Source organism: Psychrobacter sp. K31L (genome assembly GCF_017942195.1).
Taxonomy (GTDB): domain Bacteria; phylum Pseudomonadota; class Gammaproteobacteria; order Pseudomonadales; family Moraxellaceae; genus Psychrobacter; species Psychrobacter glaciei.
The window spans coordinates 242,635-269,155 of the sequence record NZ_JAGKSC010000003.1 but is presented as its reverse complement, the minus strand read 5'-3'; the positions used below and the strand labels follow the sequence as shown (position 1 = coordinate 269,155).

19 protein-coding genes, 1 tRNA gene and 1 pseudogene are annotated in these 26,521 nt (G+C 44.2%); 8 read left to right on the top strand and 13 right to left on the bottom strand.

All coding sequences use genetic code 11. The annotated features are described in order from the left end of the window. The first annotated feature begins 12 nt into the window (after positions 1–12). Entirely contained in the window at positions 13–444 is a 432-nt protein-coding gene (locus J5X94_RS06610) for an Lrp/AsnC family transcriptional regulator (RefSeq protein WP_110923720.1), read from the top strand. An 80-nt stretch (positions 445–524) separates the two neighbouring features. Further along, positions 525–686, top strand: a pseudogene (locus J5X94_RS06605) (IS1595 family transposase); the annotation flags it as partial. 116 nt (positions 687–802) lie between these two features. On the opposite strand, the gene J5X94_RS06600 reads toward J5X94_RS06605, so the two are convergent. The 7 genes from J5X94_RS06600 to J5X94_RS06570 all read right to left on the bottom strand — a co-directional run bounded on the left by J5X94_RS06600 (position 803) and on the right by J5X94_RS06570 (position 9,946). Further along, positions 803–879, bottom strand: a tRNA-Ile gene (locus tag J5X94_RS06600). Between the two features lie 83 nt (positions 880–962). Continuing rightward, positions 963–1,769, bottom strand: a complete 807-nt coding sequence (locus tag J5X94_RS06595; protein WP_210540689.1) for a pteridine reductase — start codon at positions 1,767–1,769, stop codon at positions 963–965. 33 nt (positions 1,770–1,802) lie between these two features. Next, complete coding sequence (locus tag J5X94_RS06590; RefSeq protein WP_210540688.1) at positions 1,803–3,005, bottom strand: tRNA nucleotidyltransferase; 1,203 nt, start codon at positions 3,003–3,005, stop codon at positions 1,803–1,805. A gap of 163 nt (positions 3,006–3,168) precedes the next feature. Beyond that, on the bottom strand, positions 3,169–5,493 hold the full coding sequence (locus J5X94_RS06585; protein ID WP_210540687.1) for an NADP-dependent malic enzyme: 2,325 nt from the start codon (positions 5,491–5,493) through the stop codon (positions 3,169–3,171). 352 nt (positions 5,494–5,845) lie between these two features. Then, positions 5,846–7,312 carry a protein adenylyltransferase SelO gene (locus J5X94_RS06580; protein ID WP_210540686.1) on the bottom strand — a complete coding sequence of 489 codons (1,467 nt, stop codon included), beginning with the start codon at positions 7,310–7,312 and terminating at the stop codon, positions 5,846–5,848. Positions 7,313–7,588: 276 nt separating this feature from the next. Continuing rightward, positions 7,589–8,767 carry an acyl-CoA desaturase gene (locus tag J5X94_RS06575; RefSeq protein WP_189585261.1) on the bottom strand — a complete coding sequence of 393 codons (1,179 nt, stop codon included), beginning with the start codon at positions 8,765–8,767 and terminating at the stop codon, positions 7,589–7,591. A 450-nt stretch (positions 8,768–9,217) separates the two neighbouring features. Next, positions 9,218–9,946, bottom strand: coding sequence for a glycerophosphodiester phosphodiesterase (locus tag J5X94_RS06570; RefSeq protein ID WP_210540685.1), 729 nt, complete (start codon positions 9,944–9,946; stop codon positions 9,218–9,220). A 426-nt stretch (positions 9,947–10,372) separates the two neighbouring features. Between J5X94_RS06570 and J5X94_RS06565 the strand changes: the two genes are divergently transcribed. Further along, a complete protein-coding gene (locus J5X94_RS06565; RefSeq protein WP_210540684.1) occupies positions 10,373–11,344 on the top strand; it encodes a hypothetical protein in 972 nt (323 codons plus the stop codon). Positions 11,345–11,491: 147 nt separating this feature from the next. Here J5X94_RS06565 and J5X94_RS06560 read toward each other — a convergent pair whose 3' ends face one another. Then, positions 11,492–12,133: a cob(I)yrinic acid a,c-diamide adenosyltransferase gene (locus tag J5X94_RS06560; protein ID WP_194619959.1), complete on the bottom strand. Its 642-nt coding sequence runs from the start codon at positions 12,131–12,133 to the stop codon at positions 11,492–11,494. Positions 12,134–12,372: 239 nt separating this feature from the next. Between J5X94_RS06560 and cysS the strand changes: the two genes are divergently transcribed. The 5 genes from cysS (at position 12,373) to pdxH (ending at position 20,476) form a co-directional block, all read left to right on the top strand. After that, positions 12,373–13,833, top strand: a complete 1,461-nt coding sequence (cysS, locus tag J5X94_RS06555; protein WP_210540683.1) for a cysteine--tRNA ligase — start codon at positions 12,373–12,375, stop codon at positions 13,831–13,833. Positions 13,834–14,145: 312 nt separating this feature from the next. Then, on the top strand, positions 14,146–16,140 hold the full coding sequence (locus J5X94_RS06550; protein ID WP_210540682.1) for a mechanosensitive ion channel family protein: 1,995 nt from the start codon (positions 14,146–14,148) through the stop codon (positions 16,138–16,140). 407 nt (positions 16,141–16,547) lie between these two features. Then, on the top strand, positions 16,548–18,020 hold the full coding sequence (gene guaB, locus J5X94_RS06545) for an IMP dehydrogenase (RefSeq protein ID WP_210540681.1): 1,473 nt from the start codon (positions 16,548–16,550) through the stop codon (positions 18,018–18,020). Between the two features lie 196 nt (positions 18,021–18,216). Beyond that, on the top strand, positions 18,217–19,584 hold the full coding sequence (gene glmM / locus J5X94_RS06540) for a phosphoglucosamine mutase (protein WP_210540680.1): 1,368 nt from the start codon (positions 18,217–18,219) through the stop codon (positions 19,582–19,584). A gap of 238 nt (positions 19,585–19,822) precedes the next feature. Next, positions 19,823–20,476: a pyridoxamine 5'-phosphate oxidase gene (gene pdxH, locus J5X94_RS06535; protein ID WP_210540831.1), complete on the top strand. Its 654-nt coding sequence runs from the start codon at positions 19,823–19,825 to the stop codon at positions 20,474–20,476. Positions 20,477–20,620: 144 nt separating this feature from the next. Here the strand turns inward: pdxH and J5X94_RS06530 are convergent, their stop codons facing one another. The 5 genes from J5X94_RS06530 to J5X94_RS06510 all read right to left on the bottom strand — a co-directional run bounded on the left by J5X94_RS06530 (position 20,621) and on the right by J5X94_RS06510 (position 26,437). After that, a complete protein-coding gene (locus J5X94_RS06530) occupies positions 20,621–21,898 on the bottom strand; it encodes an HlyD family secretion protein (protein ID WP_210540679.1) in 1,278 nt (425 codons plus the stop codon). Positions 21,899–21,987: 89 nt separating this feature from the next. Next, positions 21,988–23,676: an MFS transporter gene (locus J5X94_RS06525; protein ID WP_210540678.1), complete on the bottom strand. Its 1,689-nt coding sequence runs from the start codon at positions 23,674–23,676 to the stop codon at positions 21,988–21,990. A 193-nt stretch (positions 23,677–23,869) separates the two neighbouring features. Beyond that, a complete protein-coding gene (locus J5X94_RS06520; protein ID WP_210540677.1) occupies positions 23,870–24,505 on the bottom strand; it encodes a glutathione S-transferase family protein in 636 nt (211 codons plus the stop codon). A 30-nt stretch (positions 24,506–24,535) separates the two neighbouring features. Next, a complete protein-coding gene (locus J5X94_RS06515) occupies positions 24,536–25,213 on the bottom strand; it encodes a type 1 glutamine amidotransferase domain-containing protein (protein WP_010201076.1) in 678 nt (225 codons plus the stop codon). A gap of 174 nt (positions 25,214–25,387) precedes the next feature. Then, positions 25,388–26,437 (bottom strand): NADP-dependent oxidoreductase, encoded by a 1,050-nt coding sequence (locus J5X94_RS06510; protein WP_210540676.1) that lies wholly within the window; start codon positions 26,435–26,437, stop codon positions 25,388–25,390. Positions 26,438–26,521 lie beyond the last annotated feature (84 nt).

Below are 26,521 nucleotides of genomic sequence, written 5' to 3'. Positions count from 1 at the left end.
GGAAGCGTTTTTATGGCGTATTACACTTATGATTCTTTAGATAGCGAACTGATATCTGAACTTCGACAAGATGGTCGAGCAACCATCTCAAACCTTGCTAAAAAACTCAAAGTCTCTCGTGCCACTGTCCAAAATAGATTGGATAGACTGATGCATAACGGCGCTATTTTAGGATTTACGATTCGAGTGCATGAGGCACTAGATAAAGAAACTGTCAAAGCGATGATGATGATTGAAGTAACAGGAAAGTCTACGTCACAAGTGATTAGGAAACTGCGGGGTATCCCGCAGCTGATTAAGCTACATACGACCAATGGGGCATGGGACTTGGTAGGAGAGATACACACGACAAGCTTGAGAGAGTTTGATGAAGTACTGCGTCAAGTAAGAGAAATTGACGGCATTCTCAATAGCGAAACCAGTGTTTTGCTTTCGAGTTTGTAAGGTAATTATATTCAGACAAATATGTTCAGAACTATCTAGAAGAATACGTTCAGCACTGTTGAAGGAACCAAGCCAAGTGACATATGCGTAAATATAATGGCATACCAAAAGAGCATTTCCATCTATTTTTAAAGGAATGTGAGAGGCGTTTTAACGACAGTAATCCAAAACGTCAATTACATCAGCTAAAAAGGTGGGTTAAAAAGGAAATGAACCATTTATCTAGGGTAGACCCTAGATAAACGGTTATCTGACATGGGCTGTATCGATTTTATATTGAACTGACTATATATTATATTTTTCTGAATTTTAGACAATAAAAAACCCTTACAAGTCAATGACTGTAAGGGTTTGAATTTGGTGGGCCCAGTAGGACTTGAACCTACGACCAAAGGATTATGAGTCCTCTGCTCTAACCAACTGAGCTATGGGCCCTAACGCTAGACGGACAATGATACCTTATTTTTTGAATTTTTCAAGTAAAAGTTAACAAGTAGCGCAGAGTATTTGATGACTTGTTAATAACTGCCACCAGCCAACGTCAAACTACGCCCGCCATCAACCGCAATAATCTCGCCAGTCACATAACTTGCGCCAGCTAAATAGAGCACGCAATAGGCAATGTCAGCTGGTTTGCCTATTCTTTGCATAGGAATAGAGTCGATAATGCTGTGTTGTTGCTCATTATCAAGCGCTTGGTCGCTATCAGTCTCAGGTAAAATATTTACCCCAGGGGCAACACCATTGACGCGCACATCAGGTGCCATATCGAGTGCGAGAGATTGCACCATCATCCGGTGAGCGGCCTTTGCCATATTGTAGACGGTATAAGTGCTGAATGGTTTATTGTGCGCATGGATATCGAGTAGGCTAATGATGCAACCTTGCCGTGCTTTCAGATACGGATATAACGCTTGGCTTAATAGTAAGGGCGCTTTTGCATTGGTCAAAAACAATTCGTCCCATTGTGCTTTTTCGATACTACCAAGCGCACTTGGATAAAACCGTGACGCATTATGTACCAGCACATCGAGCTGACCAAAACTTTCTATAATATTTTGGATGAACTGGCTAAGAGCCGAGCTGTCATTAACGATTGCCAAATCAGCGACGATTACCACGGCACTATCGGCTCGATTTTCATTGAGCTCATCGGCTAGGGCATTGGCTTCTTGCTCACTATGATGACAATGGATAATGACACGGTAGCCTTGACGGTGTGCGGCTGTGATAATGGCGGCACCGATACGCTTAGCACTGCCAGTCACGAGCATCACTGGTGCAACGGTGTTTTCTGCTAGAGAGGTGTTAATTTTTTGATTCATAGTTAAGTTTTAGTAGACATTTGAGAGTGATTTTTAAGCCATCTTTTCAGAGGGTGTTAAAGACATATCGTGCGCTTGTAAGTGTTCAATTCTGGCTTGTCGCAATGCCGCACCAATCGCTGGACCTTTGAGGTCTGATTCGATATCTTTGACACCGATAGCATGGAAGCTGCCTAAGGCTAGCATCATCTCACGGTGCTGAGAGGCGAGCTGTAACACGTGGCTGGTCACTAGCAGTTGCGAGAGCTTATCAGGCTCTTTATGGGCACTACAGGCTTGGATAAGGTCTATTTTTTCACTCGCGCTAAGCCCATTTATACGCTTTAATTTTTCGCCTTGCTGCACGAATAAAGTCGCAAACTGAGTTTGAGCCTTTGGTACTTTGGCGGCATTGCCTATTTCAGTAATAGCTTTTGTGGCAGGCATCGTTTCACTGGGTGTTAAATCAAATAACGCTGGATTAAGACTGGACAGTAATAACGCCCAGCGTTGTGATAGATTTAATTGCATTTGACCCGCGAAATACAGCGCGGTCTGTACCGTCTCTCGTATGTGACCATTAGCGCTCCACATCTGATGTAAGGGCGCAAAGTATTCTGTTAAAGCATCTATTTCGAACAGCTGCTGCCAGTATACCTGAGGAGAGACCTGCATCATTGCGCGGCTCGATTCTTGCCAAATGCGCTCACTACTCAAATGTGACAGTTCGCCCGAGCTGACCAACTGGCGCATTAATGCCAAGGTCTCATCAGCAATCGTAAAGCCTAAGTCATAATAACGCCCATAAAAGCGCGCCGTTCTAAGCACCCGTAATGGATCTTCGTTAAAAGCGCTGGCGACATGGCGTAGGGTTTTGCTTTTTATGTCACTCAGTCCACCATAATAATCGACTACTTCGCCACTGATAGGAGTGTCGTCAGTGAGGCTCGTGACTTCGATTGCCATGGCATTGACGGTTAAGTCGCGTCGTTGCAAATCTTCCAACAGCGTCACTTCAGGGCTGGCATGGACACTAAAGCCCTGATAGCCTCGTCCTTGCTTGCGTTCGGTACGTGCTAGCGCATACTCTTCATGACTGGTCGGATGCAAAAACACAGGGAAATCTGCGCCCACTTGTTGAAATCCAGCAGCAATCATCTCTGCTACAGTAGCGCCAACGACGACGAAGTCTTTGTCTTTAATAGGACGATCTAGCAATCGATCACGTACTGCGCCGCCGACGAGATAAACTTGCATAATAGTTCCTATTTATCGACTTAATTGACACTAGTGAAAGGGTGATTGACAAAAAAACCAGTCAGCGCTTTTAATAAAGCACTGACTGGTTTTAGTATAGCAGACCATCTCCATAAATAAATTACAGTGATGATGCTAATAACACACTCATACTATCGTTGAGCTATTTCTGAGCTTCGTTCTCTAAATCCTGAGCTTCAGTAACGGTCAGTGCAGTCATGTTGACGATACCACGTGCTGTCGCTGATGGCGTCAAAATATGTACTGGCTTATTGGTACCTAATAGGATAGGGCCAATAGAAGCACTGCCAGTTGCGGTTTTAAGCAGGTTGAAAGCGATGTTTGATGCATCAAGTGTTGGCAAGATGAGCAAGTTTGCTGCACCTTTTAACGGACTTGATGGCATGTCGTTTAGACGGATATGCTCATTCAGCGCGGCGTCACCTTGCATTTCGCCTTCAAACTCAAAGTCGACATTCATATTGGTTAGTAGCTCATGAACCTTACGCATTTTGACAGCGCTGGCACGATTTGAAGCACCAAAGTTAGAATGAGACACTAGCGCGACACGTGGCGTGATACCAAAACGACGTAACTGATCAGTTGCCAAGACCGTCATTTCAGCCAATTGCTCAGCCGTTGGGTCTTCATGAACATAAGTATCAGCGATAAAGATATTACGATCTTGCATCAATACGGCATTCATCGCATAAAAGTCGTTCATACCTTCTTTTTTACCAATGACGCTTTCAACGTATTTTAGATGCAATTGATAATGGCCAAATGTACCACATACCATGCCATCTGCCGCACCATTTTCGACTAGCAAAGAACCAATCAGAGTCGTCTTACGGCGAACATCACGACGAGCAAGCTCAATGCTTACACCGCGGCGTTTGTTCTTCTCGTAGTAGCCCTGCCAGTAGTCTTTGTAGCGAGGATCGTCATCAACGTTGACGATGGTAATATTCTCGCCATCTTTTAGACGTAGACCCAGTTTTTTGATATTGGCTTCGATAACTGAAGGGCGACCAACCAAGATAGGTTGTGCTAGCTTCTCATCAACGACGACTTGTACAGCGAGCAAGATATTGTTGTCTTCACCTTCACAATACACAATACGTTTTGGATCAGCTTTAGCACGAGTAAAAATTGGCTTCATCACAAACGCTGAGTTATAAACAAACTCAGACAGACGCTGACGATATGCTTGCATGTCATCGATAGGTAGTGTGGCAACGCCTGAATCCATTGCTGCTTTTGCAACAGCAGAGGCGATCTCAATGATTAGATTTGGCTCTAGAGGGCCTGGGATTAAGTAGTCACGACCAAAACTCTGCATCTTTTCGATGTTTCTAGCGCTGGTAGTTGGAGTAGCTTCAACATGTGCCATTGCAGCGATTGCTTTTACGCAAGCGACTTTCATCTCTTCGTTGACAGTTGTCGCACCAACATCCAATGCACCGCGGAAGATGTACGGGAAGCATAGCGCGTTATTTACTTGGTTTGGATAGTCTGAGCGACCAGTTGCCATGATGACGTCTGGACGTACCGCATGAGCCAATTCGGGCATAATTTCTGGTGTTGGGTTGGCAAGTGCAAAGACGATAGGGTCTTTTGCCATACGGCGTACCATATCTTCTGATAGTGTGCCTGGCATTGATAGACCTAGGAACATATCGACATCGTCCATGACTTCTTCGATAGAAGTAGCCGTGATATCACGAGCATAGCGCTGTTTGGTTTCGTCAAGGTTTTCACGGCTGGTACTGATAATACCGCGTGAATCTGAAACAATAATGTTGTTCTTATTAACACCAAGGGCGCAAATGATATCTAAGCAAGAAATGGCTGCTGCGCCTGCGCCTGAACAAACAATTTTAATCTCTTCAATTTTTTTGCCAGTAATCAACAGAGCGTTTAGCATGGCTGCGGCAACAATGATTGAGGTGCCATGTTGATCGTCATGGAATACGGGAATGTTCATGCGCTTACGCAATTCACGTTCGATTTTGAAGCATTCTGGTGCTTTGATGTCTTCTAGGTTGATACCACCAAACGTCGGCTCAAGAGAAGCGACGGCTTCAATGAATTTGTCTGGATCGTTTTGGGCAATTTCAATATCAAAAACATCAATACCCGCAAACTTTTTGAACAGAACCCCTTTACCTTCCATCACTGGTTTTGACGCCAACGGGCCGATATTACCTAAACCTAGTACGGCAGTACCATTGGTGATGACACCGACCAAGTTGCTACGCGCTGTATATTTGGCTGCTAACGCTGGGTCTCTTTGAATTTCAAGACACGGTACAGCAACACCTGGAGAGTAGGCAAGTGCTAGGTCGCGTTGGTTGGCCAATTGCTTGATAGGGGTAACTGAGATTTTACCTGGTCTTGGAAACTCATGGTAATGGAGGGCAGCTTGTTCAAACTGCTCTTTTTCCGTATTAGGGTTATCCGTATTCAAAGTGATATCGTCATTCATAATAATTGCCATGGTTGGAATAAATTGGAATAGATTAAATGGTGATAAAAAACTAACGCCGAACCCTCAAAAAACCATAAGATATGATAAGAAGAGGGCACAGTTACACTAAAAAAGGTAATGATCGATAAAAAGGTAATGATTGGCGCTTAGATTGCAGCGAAAAAAGCAATTTTGCAAAATAGTTATTCTAGCACTATTGACAATTCGCGCCTAGTCAATAGCCGTGAATTGTCCGAACAGTATAATAAAATGATATTCATTATTTAGCTGGTTGATAATGCCAAAGAACAGAGCCAAATATCAACCTTAATTTTATAATGTTTTAAAATACTATCGAACAGTAGATGTATTAAGACGAGCAGCTAATGGGCATTTGCGGTGCGTGAGGTGCAGGCGGCGCACTATCTAAATCGGTAGCGATAGCTTGGACATCATAAGGATTGGCAAGTAGCTCGAATACACGATTAACTTCCTCGAATTGACCTTGTTCAGCGGCGGTAATGGCACGCTGAGCCATGCTGTTACGCAATACATAAGCAGGATTGTTCGCTTGCATGTCATTGAACGCTTGTTCCATAGACAAGGGCTGTAATTGCGCCAGATAACGTGCTGACCAGTCTTGCCAAACTTTATTTGCTTCGTCGTTGAGCTCTGCCATCATGGTAGACAGTAGTTGCTGCTCATAAGGATAATCGTTTGGCGCTACGAGAGCCAATAACGCCCGAAAGCTATTGGTATAGTCGAGTAAATTATCTTCGAGAAAAGTGAGCCACTCAAAGGCCAGCATTAAGCTTTCTTTTTCATGCGGCAGACCGAGCTTACGGCATAGCCCTTGCTGATAGTGCTGCATAAAGGTCGCCTCGTAAGGTGCCAGACAGTCAGCCAGCGTTTCACGTGTTACTCCTTCTAAGCGCATGAAATGTGGTAGCCAAGTATTTAGATTCCAATGTCCGATAGCGGGCTGATTCTGATAAGCGTAACGCCCAGTATGGTCTGAGTGATTGTTAATCCATGCCGGATTGAATCGCTCCATAAAGCCAAACGGCCCAAAGTCCAAGGTACTGCCCGTGATAGATAAGTTATCTGTATTCATCACGCCATGAGCAAAGCCAATCAGCTGCCAGTCGGCAATCATCCGTGCGGTACGCTCAACCACTGCGGTCAAAAACGCCAATACTGGTGTTTCGCTATCGCGGCACTCTGGATAGTAAGTATCAATCATATAGCCAGTGAACTCACTAAGTAAATCAGGAGCAAAGCTGGCAATCCACTCGACATGACCCAATCGAATATGACTGTCAGCCACGCGCATCAATGCCGCACCTGCTTCTATACGCTCACGGCGTACCCGAGTATCTGAGACCACAAAGCCCAAGGCATTGGACGAAGGAATACCAAGCTGGGTGAGGGCGTGACCACATAAATACTCGCGAATGGTACTGCGTAACACCGCGCGTCCATCGCCCATCCGCGAATAAGGCGTCAGGCCGATACCTTTAAGATGTAAGTCTAGTGGTTGGTCGTTATTATCGAGCACTTGTGCCATGAGTAAGCCGCGCCCATCACCCAATTGACCAGCCCATTGCCCGAACTGATGACCCGCATAAGCCATGGCTAACGGTTCAAAATCTGCTGGCAGGTATTGACCACCGAGTATCTCAACCCAGCGTGCCATTAAGTCCTCATCGTCTGCCCAGCCCAATTGCTGTGCCACCTGCATATTGAAGTGACCAATCCGTGGATTGTCTAGTGGCGTAGGAGGCTGTTTATGATAAAGACGTGTGTCTAGATTGACGTAGGTGTTTTGATAGCGCATGCAAGGCTTTCCCATCGAATGATATAATCGAATTATAAATTAAGTGACTTATTTTAGTGACTTGCTTACTATAGCATAGCCTTACCATTGCAGCGTTTCACTCTGTCCATCTCTTGTAATCTGCGCCTCTCAAGACTGTCTAATGAATCCTGTCGGATTTTATAAATCTCATAAACAAGTGCTGTGAATAAACGTTAGATAAAAAAATCCCTCTATCTATTACAGATAAAGGGAAGGAAAAAAGTCAAAATAGAAAAGTCAGATTACTGTTAACGTTTAAGCCGCTTTGGCGTTATGACCAATAGAGCGAAATGCCGTCTTTAAATTGCTATTATGCTCAAGGATTTTTTGTTCAATCTTGGCATAGTCATTTTTCAGTATATCTTCAGCTTCATGCAAGCGATCCGCAAACTCTGTCTTTTTCATCTCAATAGTCTTGGCTTTTAGTGCCTGCCATTCTTCTACTGTCTGGGTAAACGCATCAAATTCAAACTTAATACGATCTTGGAAGCTCTTCATTGCATGAGGTAGATCAATGCCGCCAACGGTTGCTGTATCAATTTTCTGTTGTGCTGCCTTAAATTGCATTTGCACTTCAGCATGCTTGATGGTCGTGTCATCGACTGTACGTAGATCTGTTGTCAGACCAAGCTTCGATAAACCTACAATCAACCATTTTGTTGGATCATACTGCCACCATTTCACGCCATTACGATAGTCATATTGGAAGAAGTGATGATAGTTATGATAACCCTCACCCCACGTAAATATGGCCAAGAAGAAGTTATCACGGGCCGTATTAGTATCTGTATAAGGACGGCTACCAAACATATGGCATAGCGAGTTGATAAAGAACGTAAAGTGATGCGTCAATACTAAGCGTAGCAAACCAGCTATAACCAGCGTACCCCAGACATCACCCAATAACCAACCAATAGCAGCGACCATACCAACGTTCAAGGCAACGACCCATAGACCGTAGTATTTATGCTGAATCTGCAACGTTCTGTCTTTGGTCAAGTCAGGGATATTCTTATAGTCAAACTTGCCGCTAGGGTAGTTACGTAGCATCCAACCAATATGGCTGAACCAAAACCCACGCTTTGCTGAATATGGATCATCCAAACGATCGTCTACATGGCGATGGTGAGTACGATGACCAGACACCCAGTCAAACGCAGAGCCTTGCACCGCTAGGGTTGAGCCAAGCAACAAGAAGTTTTTGACAATCGGATGCGCTTTATAAGCACGATGCGCCAATAGACGATGGTAACCAGTTGTGATGCTCATACCCGTCCATACCATAAAGGCACCAAATACGCCCCAAACAGGCGCGCTCACGTCATGCGTAAATAAATACCATGGCGTAATAATGGCGGCAGCAATTGGTGTGGCTACCAAGATAGTCGCTGGAATCCAGTTGATCGGCGCTTTTGTGAACTCAAACTCACGCATATCAATGCTTTGCTCTTCTGTAGAAACGTCAGTTTTTGCAGAATCTGTCGCATAGTTGCGTTTTGCTACAGGTTGCTCATCAAAAGCAGCTTGCGCCTTTTTTTCGTCAAAACGAGTTTTAAAACGCGTTACTTGAGTGCTGGCAGTTTTTACAAGCGTGTCGCCAGATTTGATAGCGAAACGTAAGCCTTTAAGCGGTAAGCCAAGTGCTTTTTTTGCAATCATATAATATCCCTAACGGTATTAATTTAAGACACCATAGTACCTTAAAAACCAAGTAAAGTGAACACTTATACACTATAAAAATATTGCTAAATAACAATAACTTGTATCAATTATAGTATTCATTGCTGTAAATAACCGGTGACTTATCAGGCATAGCGTAAAAGTGTAAGTAGCACGATAGATATGTAGGGGGTGTGAGGTTTTTTCAAGAGGGGTGTCGGGCCGTTAGTGTACCAATAGGTGGGTTGGAAAATCCGTAATAATTACATCAACCTGCCACATTATTAGTGATTTAATGGTATCGATGTCGTTAACCGTCCACGCACTAACAGGTAAACCATAACGATGACTGTTTTTGATGACAGACTGGGTTAGGAGCGGGTAGTGGATACCCAGTCGACTACAGCCCAGTTGCAATGCGGTATTGGGCGCCGTTGCCAAGGCGTCAGGTGTGCGAATAAGCAAGCCGCGTGGGGTATGCATCAATAGCGGATGACGTTGTAAGCGAGCATGCAGCTCGACATCAAAGCTAGTAAGGACAATAGGTAAGCTGGCAAGTGGTGTGTCAATGAGGTTGCATGCTAGCGCGTTTACCAACTGCGTGTAATTGGTGCGCTCATGGGTTTTTATCTCAAGCTCGATATAGCGAAAATTGGTCAGTACATCATAACCGCACGCTAAAGTCATGACTGGATATCCATACTGCCGATAGCGTTTAATCTCAGCGAGCGTTAACTGGTCGATATGCGATTGCTGACCACACATGCGTTCTAAGTTATCGTCATGGAACACAACCAATTGTCCATCAGCACTTAGCTGAACATCAAACTCAACCCCCGCTAAACCTCGTGCTTGTAAATGCTGTGCATGCTCAAAACCTGCCGAGGTGTTCTCGACTTCTTCACCGCGTGCACCGCGATGACCGAGCAAAAGCGTGTTGTTAAGATTTATCATAATGAGGAACTGTCGGCTATTTTTACGAGTAATGATATAGCGTCCAACCAACAGAATCTAACGAAATTTGCAAAATAGTTTTTGCTCAGGCGTTGCCTTAGAGAGTAGCAATATAAAAAATAAGTGTGTGTTTAATAGATACTGCAAAGAAGGTTTTTAATCATCTTTTGCTACTGCTTAATTCTCATTAAAAATTCTGTACTGATGATATAAGTATGTATTTGTTATGTTTTTGCAACCAAACGCGGCTTTTGGGTACAATGTTGGACATTATTTGTACAGTAGGGAGTTACACTAATGACCATCCTATTCAAACACCGTATAATAATCTGATTTTCAAATCTATCGCGGCAAATGTTGCGATCTGAATGTCAAATACCGTCCATCGCAGGCGGTAAGCATTAGTAAATTGGGAGTAAATTGAGTATGAGCGTAGCAAAAAGCAAGTGGATCAAATGGCAGCACGTTGCGGGTATTAGTCTGATATGTGGTTTGGCCGTGACAGGTTGTGATCGCTCAGATAAGGACGATAGCGCTGAAACGACAGCAGCAACGGCAGATCAACCAGTGACTGACGATAACGTAATCGCTCCTGCCGTCAGTTGTGATGATCCGCTGGTACAAGATCGCTTGAAATCCACGCTGAAAAACACGCTCAATCAGCAAGCCCAAACGTTGGCTGCCAATTATGCCAATGAGGCAGAAATCAGTCTAAACGGTGGTGCTGTCACTGACAAAATCAATGGCATTATTATCGATGTGCAAAATGCTGCAATCTTACAAGAAGCCAATAACAATGGTATGACGACTTGTCAGGCAAGCGTTAGTATGACTTTGCCAAGCGAAGACTTATATCAAGCAAGTCAAGTACAAGCAGCTGGTAACCAACCAAGCTTGCAGTCTCGATTAGCGCAAAACAATATTCGTATCAATAATAATATGCTCGTTGACGACGCTTTTACGTATGTCGTCGGTATTCAAGGTGGTCAAGTTCGTACCCGTATTGCTGGACAACCGGCACTACTGACTGTCGTGGCAGATGTGATGGCAGGCTCGGTGTTTAAGTCAGCGGTTGATGAGCAGCGCGCCCAACGTGCCGCTCAACAGGCTGAAAGTCGCCGTGACGCTGCACAGAACAATAACAACGATCAATCAGCGCCAACCCGTCAGCCAAGGATAGTGACGCCAACCGCCCCTGTTCGTCCAGTAGAGCCTGCTACGCCGCCGACCATTAATAATCCAAGCAGCAACAGTCAGAGTAGCGCTACAGAAAACAACCAAGCCGCCGCGTCAAGTTCTGATGCCAAAAAGCCAGCAACACAAACAACGCCAAAGTTAGTGCCTAATGATGACAGCATTGATATGGTCATCGTCGAAGATGATAGCGCTACATATTAAGTCGTCAAGACGAAGCAGTTGCTAATAGCATCTTAAAAAAGCCCGCAACTTTTACGCTGCGGGCTTTTCTGTATGATCTATTGGCTTATCGATAGAGTGGCATATAGCCTCATATCGCTGTGCTGTGCTGTGCTGTGTTATGAGTGATTATTTATCATTGGTGAAATTTTGCAAGACTTGACTGTCCCACAGCACTTCAGAGACTTGGGCAGGATCGGTGCAAAAACGCGCCGCGACGAATAACCAATCAGACAAGCGATTTATAAAGCTAATCGCAGTACCGCGAATGGCTGGTGGACGTTGTTGCTGTAAGAGTACCGCTTGGCGCTCAGCACGGCGACAAACGGTACGCGCTATATGCAGCTGACTGACCAATAGTGAGCCTGTCGGTAGAATAAAGTCTTTTAACGGTGGTAAGGTCGTGTTCATCGCGTCAATTTGTTGCTCCAACCATTCGATATGAGTGGCATTGACACCTTCATATTCTGGCATGGCCAACTCGCCACCGATATTAAATAATAAATGCTGAATAATGACTAAGGCTTGAGCAAAGTCTAATTCTTTTTGCTGCTGTAAGCGTTCAGGCAACTGCTGTTGGTTTGCGTTTTCATTATTATGGGCAGCTTGTGCCAAGTGCGCGCGTACCAGACCGATGTGTGAGTTGAGCTCATCGATATCACCCATCACGCTAAATAGGTTGTCGGCTTTACTCACGCGGCTGCCATCTGCCATACCGGTGCTGCCATCATCTCCGGTGCGTGTATATATTTTGCTCAAGCGATTGGCCATTTCTACATCCTTAACGGTTTTTATCATTGAATAGGGTTAGTTGTGCGCTCATTGTAGTATTTTCCGGCTGATTTCGCTAAGATAATGGGTTAAGTTTTATAAAGTGATTATTTTTTATAAAGCGGTAACTTTTAAATTTATCATCTCATTAGTCGCAGTTAGTGGCTAATAGTACGGTACTCATATTTTATCGTCATCTCAATTTATCTATCTTGTTCTAATTAAAAGGCTTTTATACCATGACCACACCTCTTGCCGATGCGATGTCTCAGCTTGCCATTTATGATTCACTGACTGGCGGTAAACGTCAGTTTGTACCACTCAAAGCCGGGCAAGTAGGTATGTATGTATGTGGCATGACTGTTTATGATTATTGTCATATTGGTCATGCACGCATGATGATTGGCTTTGATATGGCAGTACGCTGGCTGACGCAACTGGGCTATGACGTCAACTATGTGCGTAATATCACCGATATCGACGACAAAATTATCACGCGCGCTGCCGAAAATGGCGAAGAGATTGGTGTATTGACTGAGCGTTTTATTAAAGCGATGCACGAAGATTTCTCTGCGCTTGGCTGCTTGACACCTGATGCCGAGCCACGGGCAACTGACCACATCGACGAGATGCAGCAAATGATTGAGACATTGGTCACTGGTGACTATGCGTATGCTGGCGACAATGGCGATGTCTATTATGCCGTCGATAGTTTTGCTGACTATGGCAAATTGTCCAAGCGCAATCTTGATGATATGCAAGCAGGCTCGCGCGTTGATGTCGAGAACGATAAGCGCAATCCGTTTGACTTTGTATTATGGAAAGCTGCAAAACCTGATGAGCCGCAATGGGCGTCACCATGGGGTCAAGGGCGTCCAGGCTGGCATATTGAATGTTCGGCGATGTCGACTAAGTGCTTGGGCAATACTTTTGATATTCATGGCGGTGGTCATGATTTACAGTTCCCGCATCATGAAAACGAGATTGCGCAGTCTGAAGCAGCGACTGGCTGTGAGTATGCACGTAATTGGATGCATGTTGGTTTTATTAATGTCGATGGCGAAAAAATGTCTAAGTCATTGGATAACTTTTCCACCATTCGTGATGTCATTGCGCACTTCCATCCTGAAACGTTGCGCTTTTTCTTATTATCCAGCCATTACCGCAGTCAGGTGAATTTCTCTGATAGTGCCTTAGAAGAAGCTCATAATAGCCTAAGCAGATTATACAATACCTTAAAGCTGGCTGAACAGCAAAAAGGTGAAGCATTGGTAATCAATGAGGCTTTAATAAATGACGCTTACAGTAGCGCTGCTGGGCAAGACTTCATTAAAGCCATGAATGATGATTTTAATAGCTCGACGGCCATTAGCGTGTTGTTTGGGCTGGCCCGTGATATCAATAAAGCCATCAAAGCCGAAGACGTGGCGAGTGTTTGGCAATGGGCGCAGCAGCTCAAAGCCTTGGCACAGGTATTAAATGTACTACAGCAACCAGTATCACAGTTCTTACAAGCAGTCGTCGGTGATCAAGCAGATGACGGGTTAACTGATGCGGTTATTGATGGTCTAATCATTGAGCGAGCAGAGGCTAAAGCCAATAAAGATTTTGCGCGTGCCGATGAGGTGCGTGAGCAATTAAAAGCGACAGGCATTGAGCTTGAAGATAGCCGTGCTGGTACGACTTGGCGCCGTGCCTAATGCTGTGCTTAATAGTGCTTTGCTCAACATAGATGCTATCAACCATAAAATACGTTAACTAGGGCGTGTCCTCAATTGAACCGATAGCGATCTAAATGGGCTAAAAGTGGTTAAATCTTGCCAAACATCGTCAATTAGCTAGGTAATATATCGATATTATCTGCGCTATTTTCCTTGTTTGACTGCCATTTACCTCACTTTTATCCTCATTTTTAAAATGAGGACACGCCCTAATAAATTAAGTCAGCATTGTGCTGGCTTTTTTTGTAGACTGCATTAGGTTAAGAATATACTGAGGCCAAGATTTTTCTTATGCAAAATTTCCTACATTCTCTAGACACTACACACGTTAACAACGTCAATGATAGACCTAACGCTATTTATGATGTTGGTGGCAGTGCTGTGCGCCATCATAGTAGACTGACACTTTTACTCAGCATGCTGGTCATGGTATGTAGTGTGTTTTATCTTCCTGCGACAGCGGCTACCAACCACGATACGGCCGTCGAAAATCAAAGTAATGCACTAAATACTGTGCTTGCGAAGCCAGACAACTTGGCGGATTACACGGCACAGAAAATTGAACAGATCAAAAAAGAAGGCATTAGTGTCTCGGAGATTGCAGATGAAGTTGTCAATCCTTTAGACAAGGATGCAGTGCAGCAAGCAGGCGTAATGCAAGGAGATACAGGTCTCACTGGCGATTATAACGAAAGCTATTATTCTTTAAACAAACTAAATGCAGGATTGCCACCTCTCGCTGAACCACCGAATTTATCCACGCCGCTTGCCACCTTAGAGTTTTTTCAGTCAGCCGTCATGAAGCAGCAATATGATTTGGCCGCTTATGCGCTCAATATGAATTTGATTGATGGTAAATTGCAGCGTAGTCGGGCGATAGATCTGGCCAAACAACTTGATTTTTTGTTGATTGAAAAAAAGCTCTATGTTTTTGATGAATTGCCAGATCGCCCTGACGGTTTGATTGAGCCACCGCTTGGTAGCACGAACAGTATTCAAGGCATTCCTAGACGCTCTATTCAGCTTGGTTACATTGATTATCGTGAGCGCCGTGTACCCATACATTTAGAGCGTGTGCGCATTGATGATAGTGCACCTTTTTGGATATTTTCTGCCCAAACGGTTGGTAATATTGATAACCTCTATGAGCAATATCATCCTGCAAAGTTTGAGCGTTATTTACCGGCGTGGACAAAATTACAGTTATTTAGTATCGCCATCTGGGAGTTTTTAGCATTACTTGTTTTCTTCTCTTTTACCATGGGAGTGGGCTGGTTACTCAGTAAAGGTGCTGGCAAGCTTCTCAATTGGTATGTCAAAGATAAAGCCGGCAATCGGCTGAGTACGCTCCACCATAATAGCGTGGAAGATTTGGTCAATAAGCTGACAGTACCGCTAACCTTTACCATCAGCTTCTCATCGGTATTTACTTTGGTGTCGGGTGGCTTTCCTTACCTGGATGCAGTCGCTTCCTCTATACGTCCGATTATTTGGATTGGATTGGTCTTTAGCGCCATGTGGCTAGGTATACGTGTTATCAACTTTTTTGCCAACCGCTATCAAGATATGCAGATTGAAAACCTAGGAGAGGAGCAGTTTGACAAAGTGCGCCGTCGTCGAACTTATGTATCGATATTTCGCCGCGTCTTCGTATTTGTCATGGTGTTGGGCAGTATTTGGATAGGTCTGAGTGAGTTTGCCAACATGGAAGGCTTTGGCAAAACCTTAGTGACTTCGGCTGGCATTGCTGGCGTGGTCATTGGTATCGCTGCTCAACCAATACTGGGTAACATCATTGCTGGAGTACAGGTAGCAGTGACCCAGCCCGTACGAATTGGCGACAGTGTGATAATGGATGGCAACTTTAGTACCGTTGAAGACCTGCGTTACACTTATGCGGTACTAAAAACATGGGATGAACGTCGATTAATCGTGCCGATGCGCGAATTGATCACCGAAATGGTAGAGAACTGGTCGCATACAGAGGTGCATCAGACCTGTCCTGTGTTCTTATATATCGATTATGGCGCAGATATTGACGCCATTCGGCAGCAGTTTATTTCGGTGGTGAAAGACAACAAGCTTTGGGACAACAAGACTGAGCCTGAAATATTTGTCGTTGAGGTGACTGAAAAGACCATTCAACTGCGCGGCGCTGTTTCAGCGATAGGCCCTGTAGAAGCGTGGACACTGGCCTGTGAGATACGTGAGCAGATGCTTGATTATTTGTACCGTGAACAAAAGCATTATTTACCAGCTGAGCACCTTGTATTGAGACAAAAGTAGTCAATGTCTATTCGTTTAGTGCTTAAAAAAATTGAATGTACAGCGTCACTATCGATAGACAGCTTTGGGTAAAACCCACTGACAAATATAGCATGCGATTTGCTTGCTTATTTGTTATAATATGGCGTTATTTTTAAGGGATAACTGAGCGATTAAAGATAAGGCCGCGCAGTATTTGCGTTTTCTTACCACTGATAAATCAATAGCAGTTTTCTAGCGTTCTTATTTGATGACGAATAATGTTTGATTATAAATAACGACTGGTACATTGCTTATTATCTAAAGCTCTATGATTCAAAGCCTTTAACAAATAAGGGTTGAACGTCGTAAAGTCATAATGGTGATCTTGATTGATTGTCTTAATGCGAAAATCCCACCCATCAAAATAACCACCACTAGGGGTCTGTATGTTACGAATTGTCGATGAAGCCTTCACCTTTGATGACGTTTTATTGTTACCAGCCTACTCTGAAATCTTGCCAAAATCTGCCGATCTGTCCACGCGTTTGACCAAAAATATCACACTGAATCTGCCGTTAATCTCGGCTGCTATGGATACCGTCACCGAATCTGAAATGGCTATCACCATGGCACAGCTGGGTGGTTTGGGTATCTTGCATAAGAGCATGGATATCGATAAGCAGGCCACACAAGTACGCCGCGTCAAAAAATTCGAAGCAGGGACGGTAGTCGATCCTATCACTGTGCATCCTGAAATGACGATTGGTGAATTATTAAGACTGACCCAAAACAACAATATCTCAGGTGTACCTGTGGTAGAAAAGGGCACGGATAAAGTCGTCGGTATCGTCACACATCGTGACTGGCGTTTTGAGACCAATCTGTCGTTACCAGTTAGCTATATCATGACGCCAAAAGAGCAGCTGGTCACCGTGCAAGAAGGTGAAAGCAACGAAAATATCAAAAAATTGCTGCATGAGCACCGTATCGAAAAAGTGATCGTGATTGATGAAGACTTTCGTCTGCGCGGTCTGATTACGGTCAATGATTTTGCCAAAGCTGAAAACAACCCAAATGCTTGTAAAGATGAGCAAGGCCGCTTACGTGTCGGCGCTGCTGTCGGTACGGGTGCAGATACGCAAGCGCGCGTTGAAGCATTGATTGCAGCTGATGTCGATATTATCGTGGTCGATACGGCACATGGTCATTCAAAGGGCGTGATTGAAAAAGTCTCTTGGATCAAGAAAAATTTCCCTCATGTGCAAGTTATCGGTGGCAACATCGCTACTGGTGATGCAGCTCTAGCGTTACGTGATGCGGGCGCTGATGCGGTAAAAGTAGGTATCGGTCCTGGCTCTATTTGTACCACACGTATTATCGCAGGTATTGGTGTACCACAAATCTCGGCCATTGATAATGTGGCCAGCGCCCTGAAAGACAGTATCCCATTGATTGCTGATGGTGGTATTCGCTTCTCAGGTGACATGGCAAAAGCCATCGCAGCTGGTGCTTCTTGTATCATGGTCGGCTCATTAATGGCCGGTACTGAAGAAGCCCCAGGCGAAGTTGAGCTGTTCCAAGGTCGTTATTATAAAGCATATCGCGGTATGGGTAGCTTAGGTGCGATGTCAGGTCAGAATGGCTCATCAGATCGTTATTTCCAAGATGCCAAAGATGGCGTAGAAAAACTGGTTCCAGAAGGCATCGAAGGTCGCGTTCCTTATAAAGGACCAGTAGCAGGTATTGTCAATCAATTGGTAGGCGGTTTACGTTCATCAATGGGCTATACTGGCTGTGCGACTATCGAAGATATGCGTACCAAACCACAGTTCATCAAGGTGACGTCTGCGGGTATGAAAGAGTCGCATGTGCATGATGTGCAAATCACCAAAGAAGCACCGAACTATCGAGTGGATTAATTAAAACACTGTAGTCCTAAGAACGTCGATAGTCACTGACAGACAGCATGACAGTGACATCAGGATACAAACAGTCAACAATGCCCCGTCATTGTTGGCTGTTTTTTTTGTAAAATACACCAATAGATTATAATAACTATTGTCTTGCCTGCGCGTACGTCTGGCGTTTCATTTTTAGACTTGAGGAACATTTGTAATGAGCTACTTTGGCACTGATGGTATTCGCGGAAAATTTGGTGAGTTACCGATCACCCCTGATTTTATTCTAAAGTTAGGTTATGTGACTGGACTGGTGCTCATAGAAAACAATGACAATCCTAGCCGTAAGCCGAGCGTGGTTATTGGTAAAGACACTCGTCTCTCAGGCTATGTGATCGAAGGGGCGCTACAGGCCGGTTTTAACGCAGCAGGGGTCGATGTAAACATGCTTGGCCCATTACCAACGCCAGCTATCGCTCACTTAACTCGCAGCTTTCATGCAGATGCAGGCGTCGTTATCTCAGCATCTCATAATCCATACTATGACAACGGCATTAAGTTTTTTTCAGCTGATGGTAAAAAGCTGACCGATGAGATGCAAACGGCAATTAATGACAAATTAAAAGCCATTATGAGCGACTCTAATGGCAGCGATGTGCTCATGCCTATTCTTGATCCAGCACAATTGGGTAAAAATAACCGAATTAATGATGCTAAAGGTCGCTATATTGAATTCTGTAAAGGCAGCTTCCCTTATCAGTACGACTTAGCTCACCTAACTATCGTTGTCGATTGTGCCAATGGCGCAGGCTATAGCGTTGCTCCAAGAGTCATGCGTGAGCTCGGTGCCAACGTGATTGCTATCAATAATACGCCAGACGGTATCAATATCAATGCTGACTGCGGCTCGACCCATCCAGAGAGCTTGCAAAAAGCCGTACTTGAGTACGAAGCGGATGTCGGTATTGCCTTAGATGGTGACGGTGATCGTATCGTGATGGTCGATGAGATGGGTAAACTGGTCGATGGCGATGGCATTTTATACGTGCTTGCCACCCAAGGCAAAACGCCTGCGGTAGGAGTGGTTGGTACGCTCATGACTAACATGGGTCTAGAGTTGGCATTGAAGGAGGCAGGTATTGCCTTTACTCGTGCAAAAGTAGGCGATCGTTATGTCATGCAAGAGCTTGCCGCTCACGACTGGATACTAGGTGGCGAACCATCTGGCCATATACTATGCTTAGACAAGAGCCGTACGGGCGATGCGATCATTGCGAGTTTACAAGTATTGGCCGTTATGCAAGCGCAAAATAAAGCCCTAAGTGACCTTACAGAAGGCTTTGAAGTATTGCCACAGAAGCTGGTCAATGTACGCTTATCTACCATGCAAGATCCTTTTGAGCATAAAGAGTTAGTCGCCGCTTTTGATAAAGCACGTGCTACTCTAGAGGGTCGTGGTCGTCTGTTGATTCGTCAATCGGGCACTGAGCCGATGATTCGAGTGATGGTCGAGTCAGATGATGAGATAGAGTGTGATGTGATGGCCAATGATTTGGCTGAGCAGATTAAGGCAGTATTGGGCTAGGGCGTGTCTTCAATTCACTCGATAGTCATCTGAATGAGCTAAAAATGGCTAAATCTTGCCAAACATCGTCAAATAGCTGGTTAATATCCCGATATTATCTGCGCTATTTTCCTTGTTTGACGGCAATTTATCTCATTTTTATCACCATTTTGAAATGAAGACACGCCTTAATAATCTCGATAAATAGGTCATTAAAAAGGGCTTAATAATATAACGCAATCAAGGAATAGTTATGAGCATGGACTTTACCGATCAACGTTTATCGTACGAAAAAGGCGCTCTTGACCAGCAGTCGATTCCTACATCACCATTTGAACTATTAAAAGGTTGGATTAGCGATGCGACCGAGCAAAAAGTGCAAGAGCCTTATGCGATGAGTCTTGCTACTTGCGGGGCAGATAATAAACCCAGTGTGCGTATTGTATTAATGCGTGAGATTACTGAGACTGGTGTGGTGTTTTATACCAACTATGAAAGTGCTAAAGGTCAAGATATCGCTGAAAACCCCAATGCAGAAGTGCTGTTCTTTTGGCATGAGCTTGAGCGGCAAGTCCGTATCAGCGGTAGCATTGCTAAAATAGATGCCAACAAGTCAGCTACGTACTTCCAAAAGCGTCCACACGATAGTCAAGTAGGCGCATGGGTCAGCCAACCACAAAGCGGTGAAGTTGCTAACCGAGAAGTTATGGAACAGACCTTTGACCAGCTACAAGCTGATTATCCCAAAAACAGCCAAGTGCCAACACCAGCGTTTTGGGGTGGCTATGAGATTACGATCAATGAGATTGAATTTTGGCAAGGTCGTGCCAACCGCATGCATGACCGTATTGTGTACACCCAAGATAGCAACGAGGACAATGCAGGTTGGACAACTAAGCGCTTATTACCTTAGACGTTAAATTAATAGGTGTAAGGCTGATAGATGTCAGCTTGTTTTAACACCAAACAAAAACCCCTTTAAATCCATTTGTGCTGGTATTTAAAGGGGTTTTTTATGCAGAGGCGTACTTAATATGCCCCAGTTTTTCGCTTTAATCTAGCTTTTCGCTTTAATATTAGTATCTACATCGACAGAGACCGACATACCAGGGCGTAATTGAGCAAGCTCAGCCTGATTTTGGTCTAAGTCAATACGCACGGGGATACGCTGGGCAATTTTAATATAGTTGCCAGTCGCAGGGTTTGCCGCGCCTGCGCTAAATTCACTACCAGTCGCTGGTGAGATATTGCTGACACGCCCGTGGAATTTGGCACCACCAAGCGCGTCAACATGGATGATTGCAGGTTCACCAACTGCCATATTAGCGACTTGCGTTTCCTTAAAATTCGCGATAATCCAAACGCCTTTAGGAACGATATACATCAGCTGGGTGCCAGCACTAACGTATTGACCTTCTTTGACACTGACCTGACTCAACTGTCCCGCTTCAGGCGCGGTGATGATGGTATTGTCTACATTAATTTGTGCTTGCTTGAGACCTGCTTCAGCATTTTTTATGTTCGCGTCCAAAGAGGAGCGGCTGCCACTGGTTTTTTTGCGGTTTTCACGAGCTGCTTGTAAGTTAGCTTCAGCTTGCTGGACGCCTGCCTGTGCTTGCGCAAGTTGTGCTTTTGTATGAGCAACTTCTGCCTTTGATACTGCGCCGATAGCATCCAAACCTTGATATCGATTGACATCTTCACGAGCACTTTCAACACTTACTTTGGCACTATATAAATCGGCTTCACGTGCTTCAATTTGTGCTTGGCTTGATTGAGTATCTTGAGTGTTACTAGAGCGATTAGTGACGGCCACTTCTATATTGGCCTGCGCTTGCTCAAGCTGTTGACGGAAGCTACGATCATCAATTTTCACTAGTAAGTCACCCGCTTTTACGTTGGCAAAATCCTGTACGGCTACTTCGGTGACGTAGCCAGATACTTGCGGGCTAATAATGGTGGTTTGTCCTTTTACAAAGGCATTGTTGGTTTGCTGCACAGTAGGCGTGAAGGGTGGCAGCTTCCATGCATATAAAATCAATGCCACACCAATGACAATCATTACAACCAATAATCCTAAATTCAGATAGGATTTTTTCTTTGGCGACCAGCCAGTAGCCGCTGCGATAGGTTCTTTTGGTGGCATAGGCGTCTCATCACATGAGCCTTTTTGTATGTCAGTAGCTGGATTTGCCTCAGAGGTATCCGTTTGCTCTATTGTAGGATTTTCGGCCTGATTGGTATCGGTATTTGACGCAATACGTGCGTCTGTTATGGGAGCATCAGTTGACGTCTGAGGTGTTTGATTCAGTTCACTGGGTTTCTCTTGGCTCATGACGCGCTCCTAAATGTTTAATTAGCAAGTACTTAAATGGTGTGGCGCTAAATCAATAGAGTGAAAAATCACTCATGCAATAAAAGGCATTATTTTGGTTCACGCATTTTTGCAATAACAGCAAGCTCTTTGGCCAGAGGATTGCGTTTGTGATAACGATAGTAAAAATAATTGAGTAATAACATAGCAGTAGCCACAGTTGACAGAATAGCCATGATAAAAAACAAATCACCATAAGCGGAGACCGTTGCCTGGCGCTGAATACCTTGTAATACTTGGCTTATTGCAGCTACATTCGCTTGCGCTGCGTCCGTCGTTTGGTTTGACAATACACTACGAGTACCGGCAATTTGAGCGCTGAATGCAGGATCCCCCAAATTCAGTGAACTGACCATATCGGCATAATGCACTTGCGTACGAATAGTTGTAAATGCCTGGATTGCCGCTGCACCTGCCAAGCCGCCCACCGTTTGTGAAATACCAAAAATAACGGAAAAACTAATAATATAGGCAGGACCACTGGCAATCGCACGCAAAAATCCTTCAAAAACCAGAGGTCCCATAAAATACACCGCAGCAAATGCAATCAAAAATTGGCTGAGATAAAACATATAGGGTGCAGAATTAATAGACACACCCACATCCATCCAAGAGCCTAATGCAATCAATGCCACTGCAAAAATAACGGGTCGGCGTAAATCCATCGGATTGGTGCTAAAAATACTAATCACCAAAGCCAACACACTGGCAGCCAATATGACCGCATAAAAAGTAATGAGCTGATCGTTACCATAGCCTAAGTTGGCAAGTAATCCTGCCGCACCGACATTTTGCTCAGATAGCAAAATTCGCATGACAGCGCCCGTAATCATAAAAGCGATAATATTGCGACTACGCATCCAGCGAACTTGCAGCATTGGGTTTTTTCGATGCGTTTCGATCCATAAGGCGATGCTGATTCCAACAATGGCAATCAGCAGTGGATAGACAAGCCAAGGCGTCGTCCACCATAAAATCCTACCTTGCACCAAAATGACCGCTAATGCAGCCAGACCGCTCGCAAAAAACCCAAAGCTGAGAAAATCGAGTTTCTCAAACACTTTTTCTGTATTACCTGGTGGTAGCTCTAAGATGTTAATCAGTCCAAAGCAAATCAGCGCCAAACCAAATTGGAATAAAAACAAGTTTTCAAGCTGACCATCGATGGTGAGGTAGGGCGAGATGATGCGGGATAATGGAATACCGAACTGTACCAAGCCAAAGCCCAATATGAGGCCACTAGTACGTTTGACAGTTGGCATACCTTGCAAGCAATAAAATAAGCCCAATATGGTCATGCCACTGGCCACCATACCGCTAAGTCCCCTTGCGACAATCTCTAGGTAATAGGGCTCGATGCCAATGTTAGGCGTATCTAATAAGTGACTACTGATCAGCCACTGTAGACTCGTGGCGGCTAACAGAAAAAATAGGGTGATTTTACTAAACAGTGACATGCCAAATTGTTGGCGAATTTTGTACAGTAGAACGGTAATACAGGCATTGGTCATATTGTAGCTGACAGATATCCAACCCCCTTCGGCGGGCGTTAATCCCAGTTGGCCTTGAATTTGAGTGAGATTTGCGACAAGTAGACCATTTTGGAAGCTGGCTGTGAGACCAACGAAAATTCCAATCAGCAAATAAAACACTTTACGGCGTGCAGGATGGTCAGGATTGGCTGGAGAGCCCACCATCATTGGTTGTTCGTGGGGCTTAAACTGGTATTCGTTACTCATGGTCGTATGATGATTTGTGTGAATGAATAGAGTAAGGACATGGTACAGCTCCCCTATGATTGGCGGCGTTAGCTGCGCGTGTCAGTAACTGATCTTAGTACAGTTATTAATGGAATAAAACCACAAAAATAGCCCAAGATAGACTTGGGCTATTTTATCATATTTTTTATTGAGCATTTATTATGAAGCGTGTTTACGCTTGCTTTGACTCGTCATGCTCAGCTTCAAGATTCATCGCACGTTGATAGCTATCAAGACGGGCCAGCTTATCCGCATATTGTTTAATATGTGGATAAGCGTCTAGTTTTTGACGTTGAGCAAGAATGATCAAGTCAAACGACAGCATAAAATCAGCACCGCTCAATTTATCACCCACAATAAACGACTTACCCTCAACTGAGGTGTCTAGATATTTGAACAGTCTGGTTTTTTCTATCTCTATATAACCGTTCAAAAACTCATTGTCGTTGATACCTGCTTTTTTGGTAAACAATTCAAGCATCAATGGCAACATCAGCGAGCTTTCGGCAAAGTCAATCCATTGTAGATAATGCCCATAATCGGCGCTATCAGGAGCAGGGCGTAGACGATCTGGCGCAAAGCGTTCGATCAATAGCTCAGTAATGGCCCCTGACTCCGAGTATATTTCACCATCCATTTCAATGACCGGTGATTTACCAAGAGGATGCACAGCTTTTAAGCTATCAGGTGCCAGATGCGTTTTAGCATCGCGCTGATGACTGACGATCTCATAAGGGACGCCAAGCTCTTCTAAAAGCCATAAAGTACGTAGCGACCGTGATTGGTTGAGATGGTGTAAACGAATCATAATAGTAGCCTTTTTACTTTGTTAATTGGATCAACCGTTAAGCTTTGCCATTAGACGCTTAGCTGCTTCTTCTGACGATGCTGGGTTTTGACCTGTGATTAACAAGCCGTCTTCTACCACAAACGATTCCCAATCAGCCGCTTTTTCGTAATTACCGCCATTGGCTTTAAGCGCATCTTCTACTAAGAAAGGCACTACATCCGTAAGGCCAACTGCGTCTTCTTCTGAATTGGTAAAACCAGTAACGGTTTTGCCTTTCACTAGGTACTCACCATCAACTTTGACGTTTTTAAGCGCGGCAGGAGAGTGACAAACAAAAGCAACAGGCTTATCTTGTTTTACAAAGGTCTCGATCAGATTGATAGAGTTTTCATCAACTGCCAAATCCCACAATGGGCCGTGACCACCAGGGTAAAAGACTGAATCAAAGTCTTCTGCTTTCATATCAGCCAGTTTTTTGGTGTTGGCTAAATGCTCTTGAGCGTCTTTATCATCTTTAAAACGGGTGGTATCTTTGGTTTGCGCATCTGGTGTGTCGCTACTAGGATCTAGTGGTGGCTGACCACCAGCAGGAGAGGCGATCGTGACATTGGCGCCAGCATCAAGAAAAGCATAGTAAGGTGCGGCAAACTCTTCTAGCCAAAAACCTGTTTTCTTACCAGTATCGCCCAATTTATCGTGTGAAGTTAGTACCATTAAAATATTCATGATTATCCTTATTTATTATTAACGTTGTTTTTAAATGATTGATGGTTAGCAGCCATCTTTAACTAATCGTACTTAGTCAATAATAGCAATGACTGCCAATAGTATTCATGGTTAAGATGTCATTTTCAGTGGTTGTCTTAACAAATTATGTTGTTAACTCGTTATCTAACCAATTTATTCGACATCAGATACTTTTACGACGGTCTTACCAAAGTTATCACCATTGAGCATGTCAACGAAGGCATTCGGTGCGTCATCCAAGCCATCAGCAATATACTCTTTGGTTTTGACATCACCTGATTCTACCCATTTGCTCATGGTTTCTAAAAATTCTGGGAAGTGATCGCCATACTCTTCAAAGATGATGAAGCCTTTGACGGTTAAACGGTTGGCCAATACTTGACCCATTAGCATACTCAAGCGGTCTTTGCCGTCAGGTAAGTCAGTGGCGTTATATTGTGATACTAGACCACATACTGGGATACGGGCATGCGCGTTCAATAGTGGTAATACTGCATCGAACACTTTACCGCCAACGTTTTCGTAATAGATGTCGATACCATCTGGACATGCTGCTTTTAGTTGCTCAGCGAAGTCATCGGCTTTGTGATCGATACAGACATCAAAGCCAAGCTCGTTGACCGCAAAATCACATTTTTCTTTGCCGCCTGCGACACCGACAGTGCGCAGACCATATTGATTACCCACTTGACCGACCGTTGCACCGACAGGTCCAGTGGCAGCCGCGACAACCAAAGTTTCGCCTTTTTGTGGTTTGCCGATATCGGTCAAACCCATATAACCAGTAAAGCCTGGCATACCTAACACGCCTAAGCCGTAAGAAGGGTTTGACATGTTTTTGTCTAGTTTAAGCACACCTTCGCCATCGCTGACACTGTAGTCCTGCCAGCCTGAATTTGAGACCACTAAATCGCCTTTAGAGAAACCATCGACATTGGATTCAACGACTTGAGCGACTGTGCCGCCCATAATGACATCACCAACTTCTAAGGGGTCAGCGTAGCTTTTGGCATCGCTCATACGTCCGCGCATATATGGGTCTAATGATAGATAGACCGTACGCAGTAGCATCTCACTGTTATTGGGTGTTGGGATGTCGCTAGTAGCCATGTCAAAATTTTCAGCTTTTGGCTCACCAGTAGGACGACTAGCCAGTTTGATTTGACGATTTTTTTGTTGGTTTTGTTGTTTTTCAAAGCTCATAGTAAAGCTCCTTTTTTATTTATTGAGTGTTGATTGTCAGTTAATGACTAATACTTAGAAAGTTAACTGTTTAATCATTGGGTA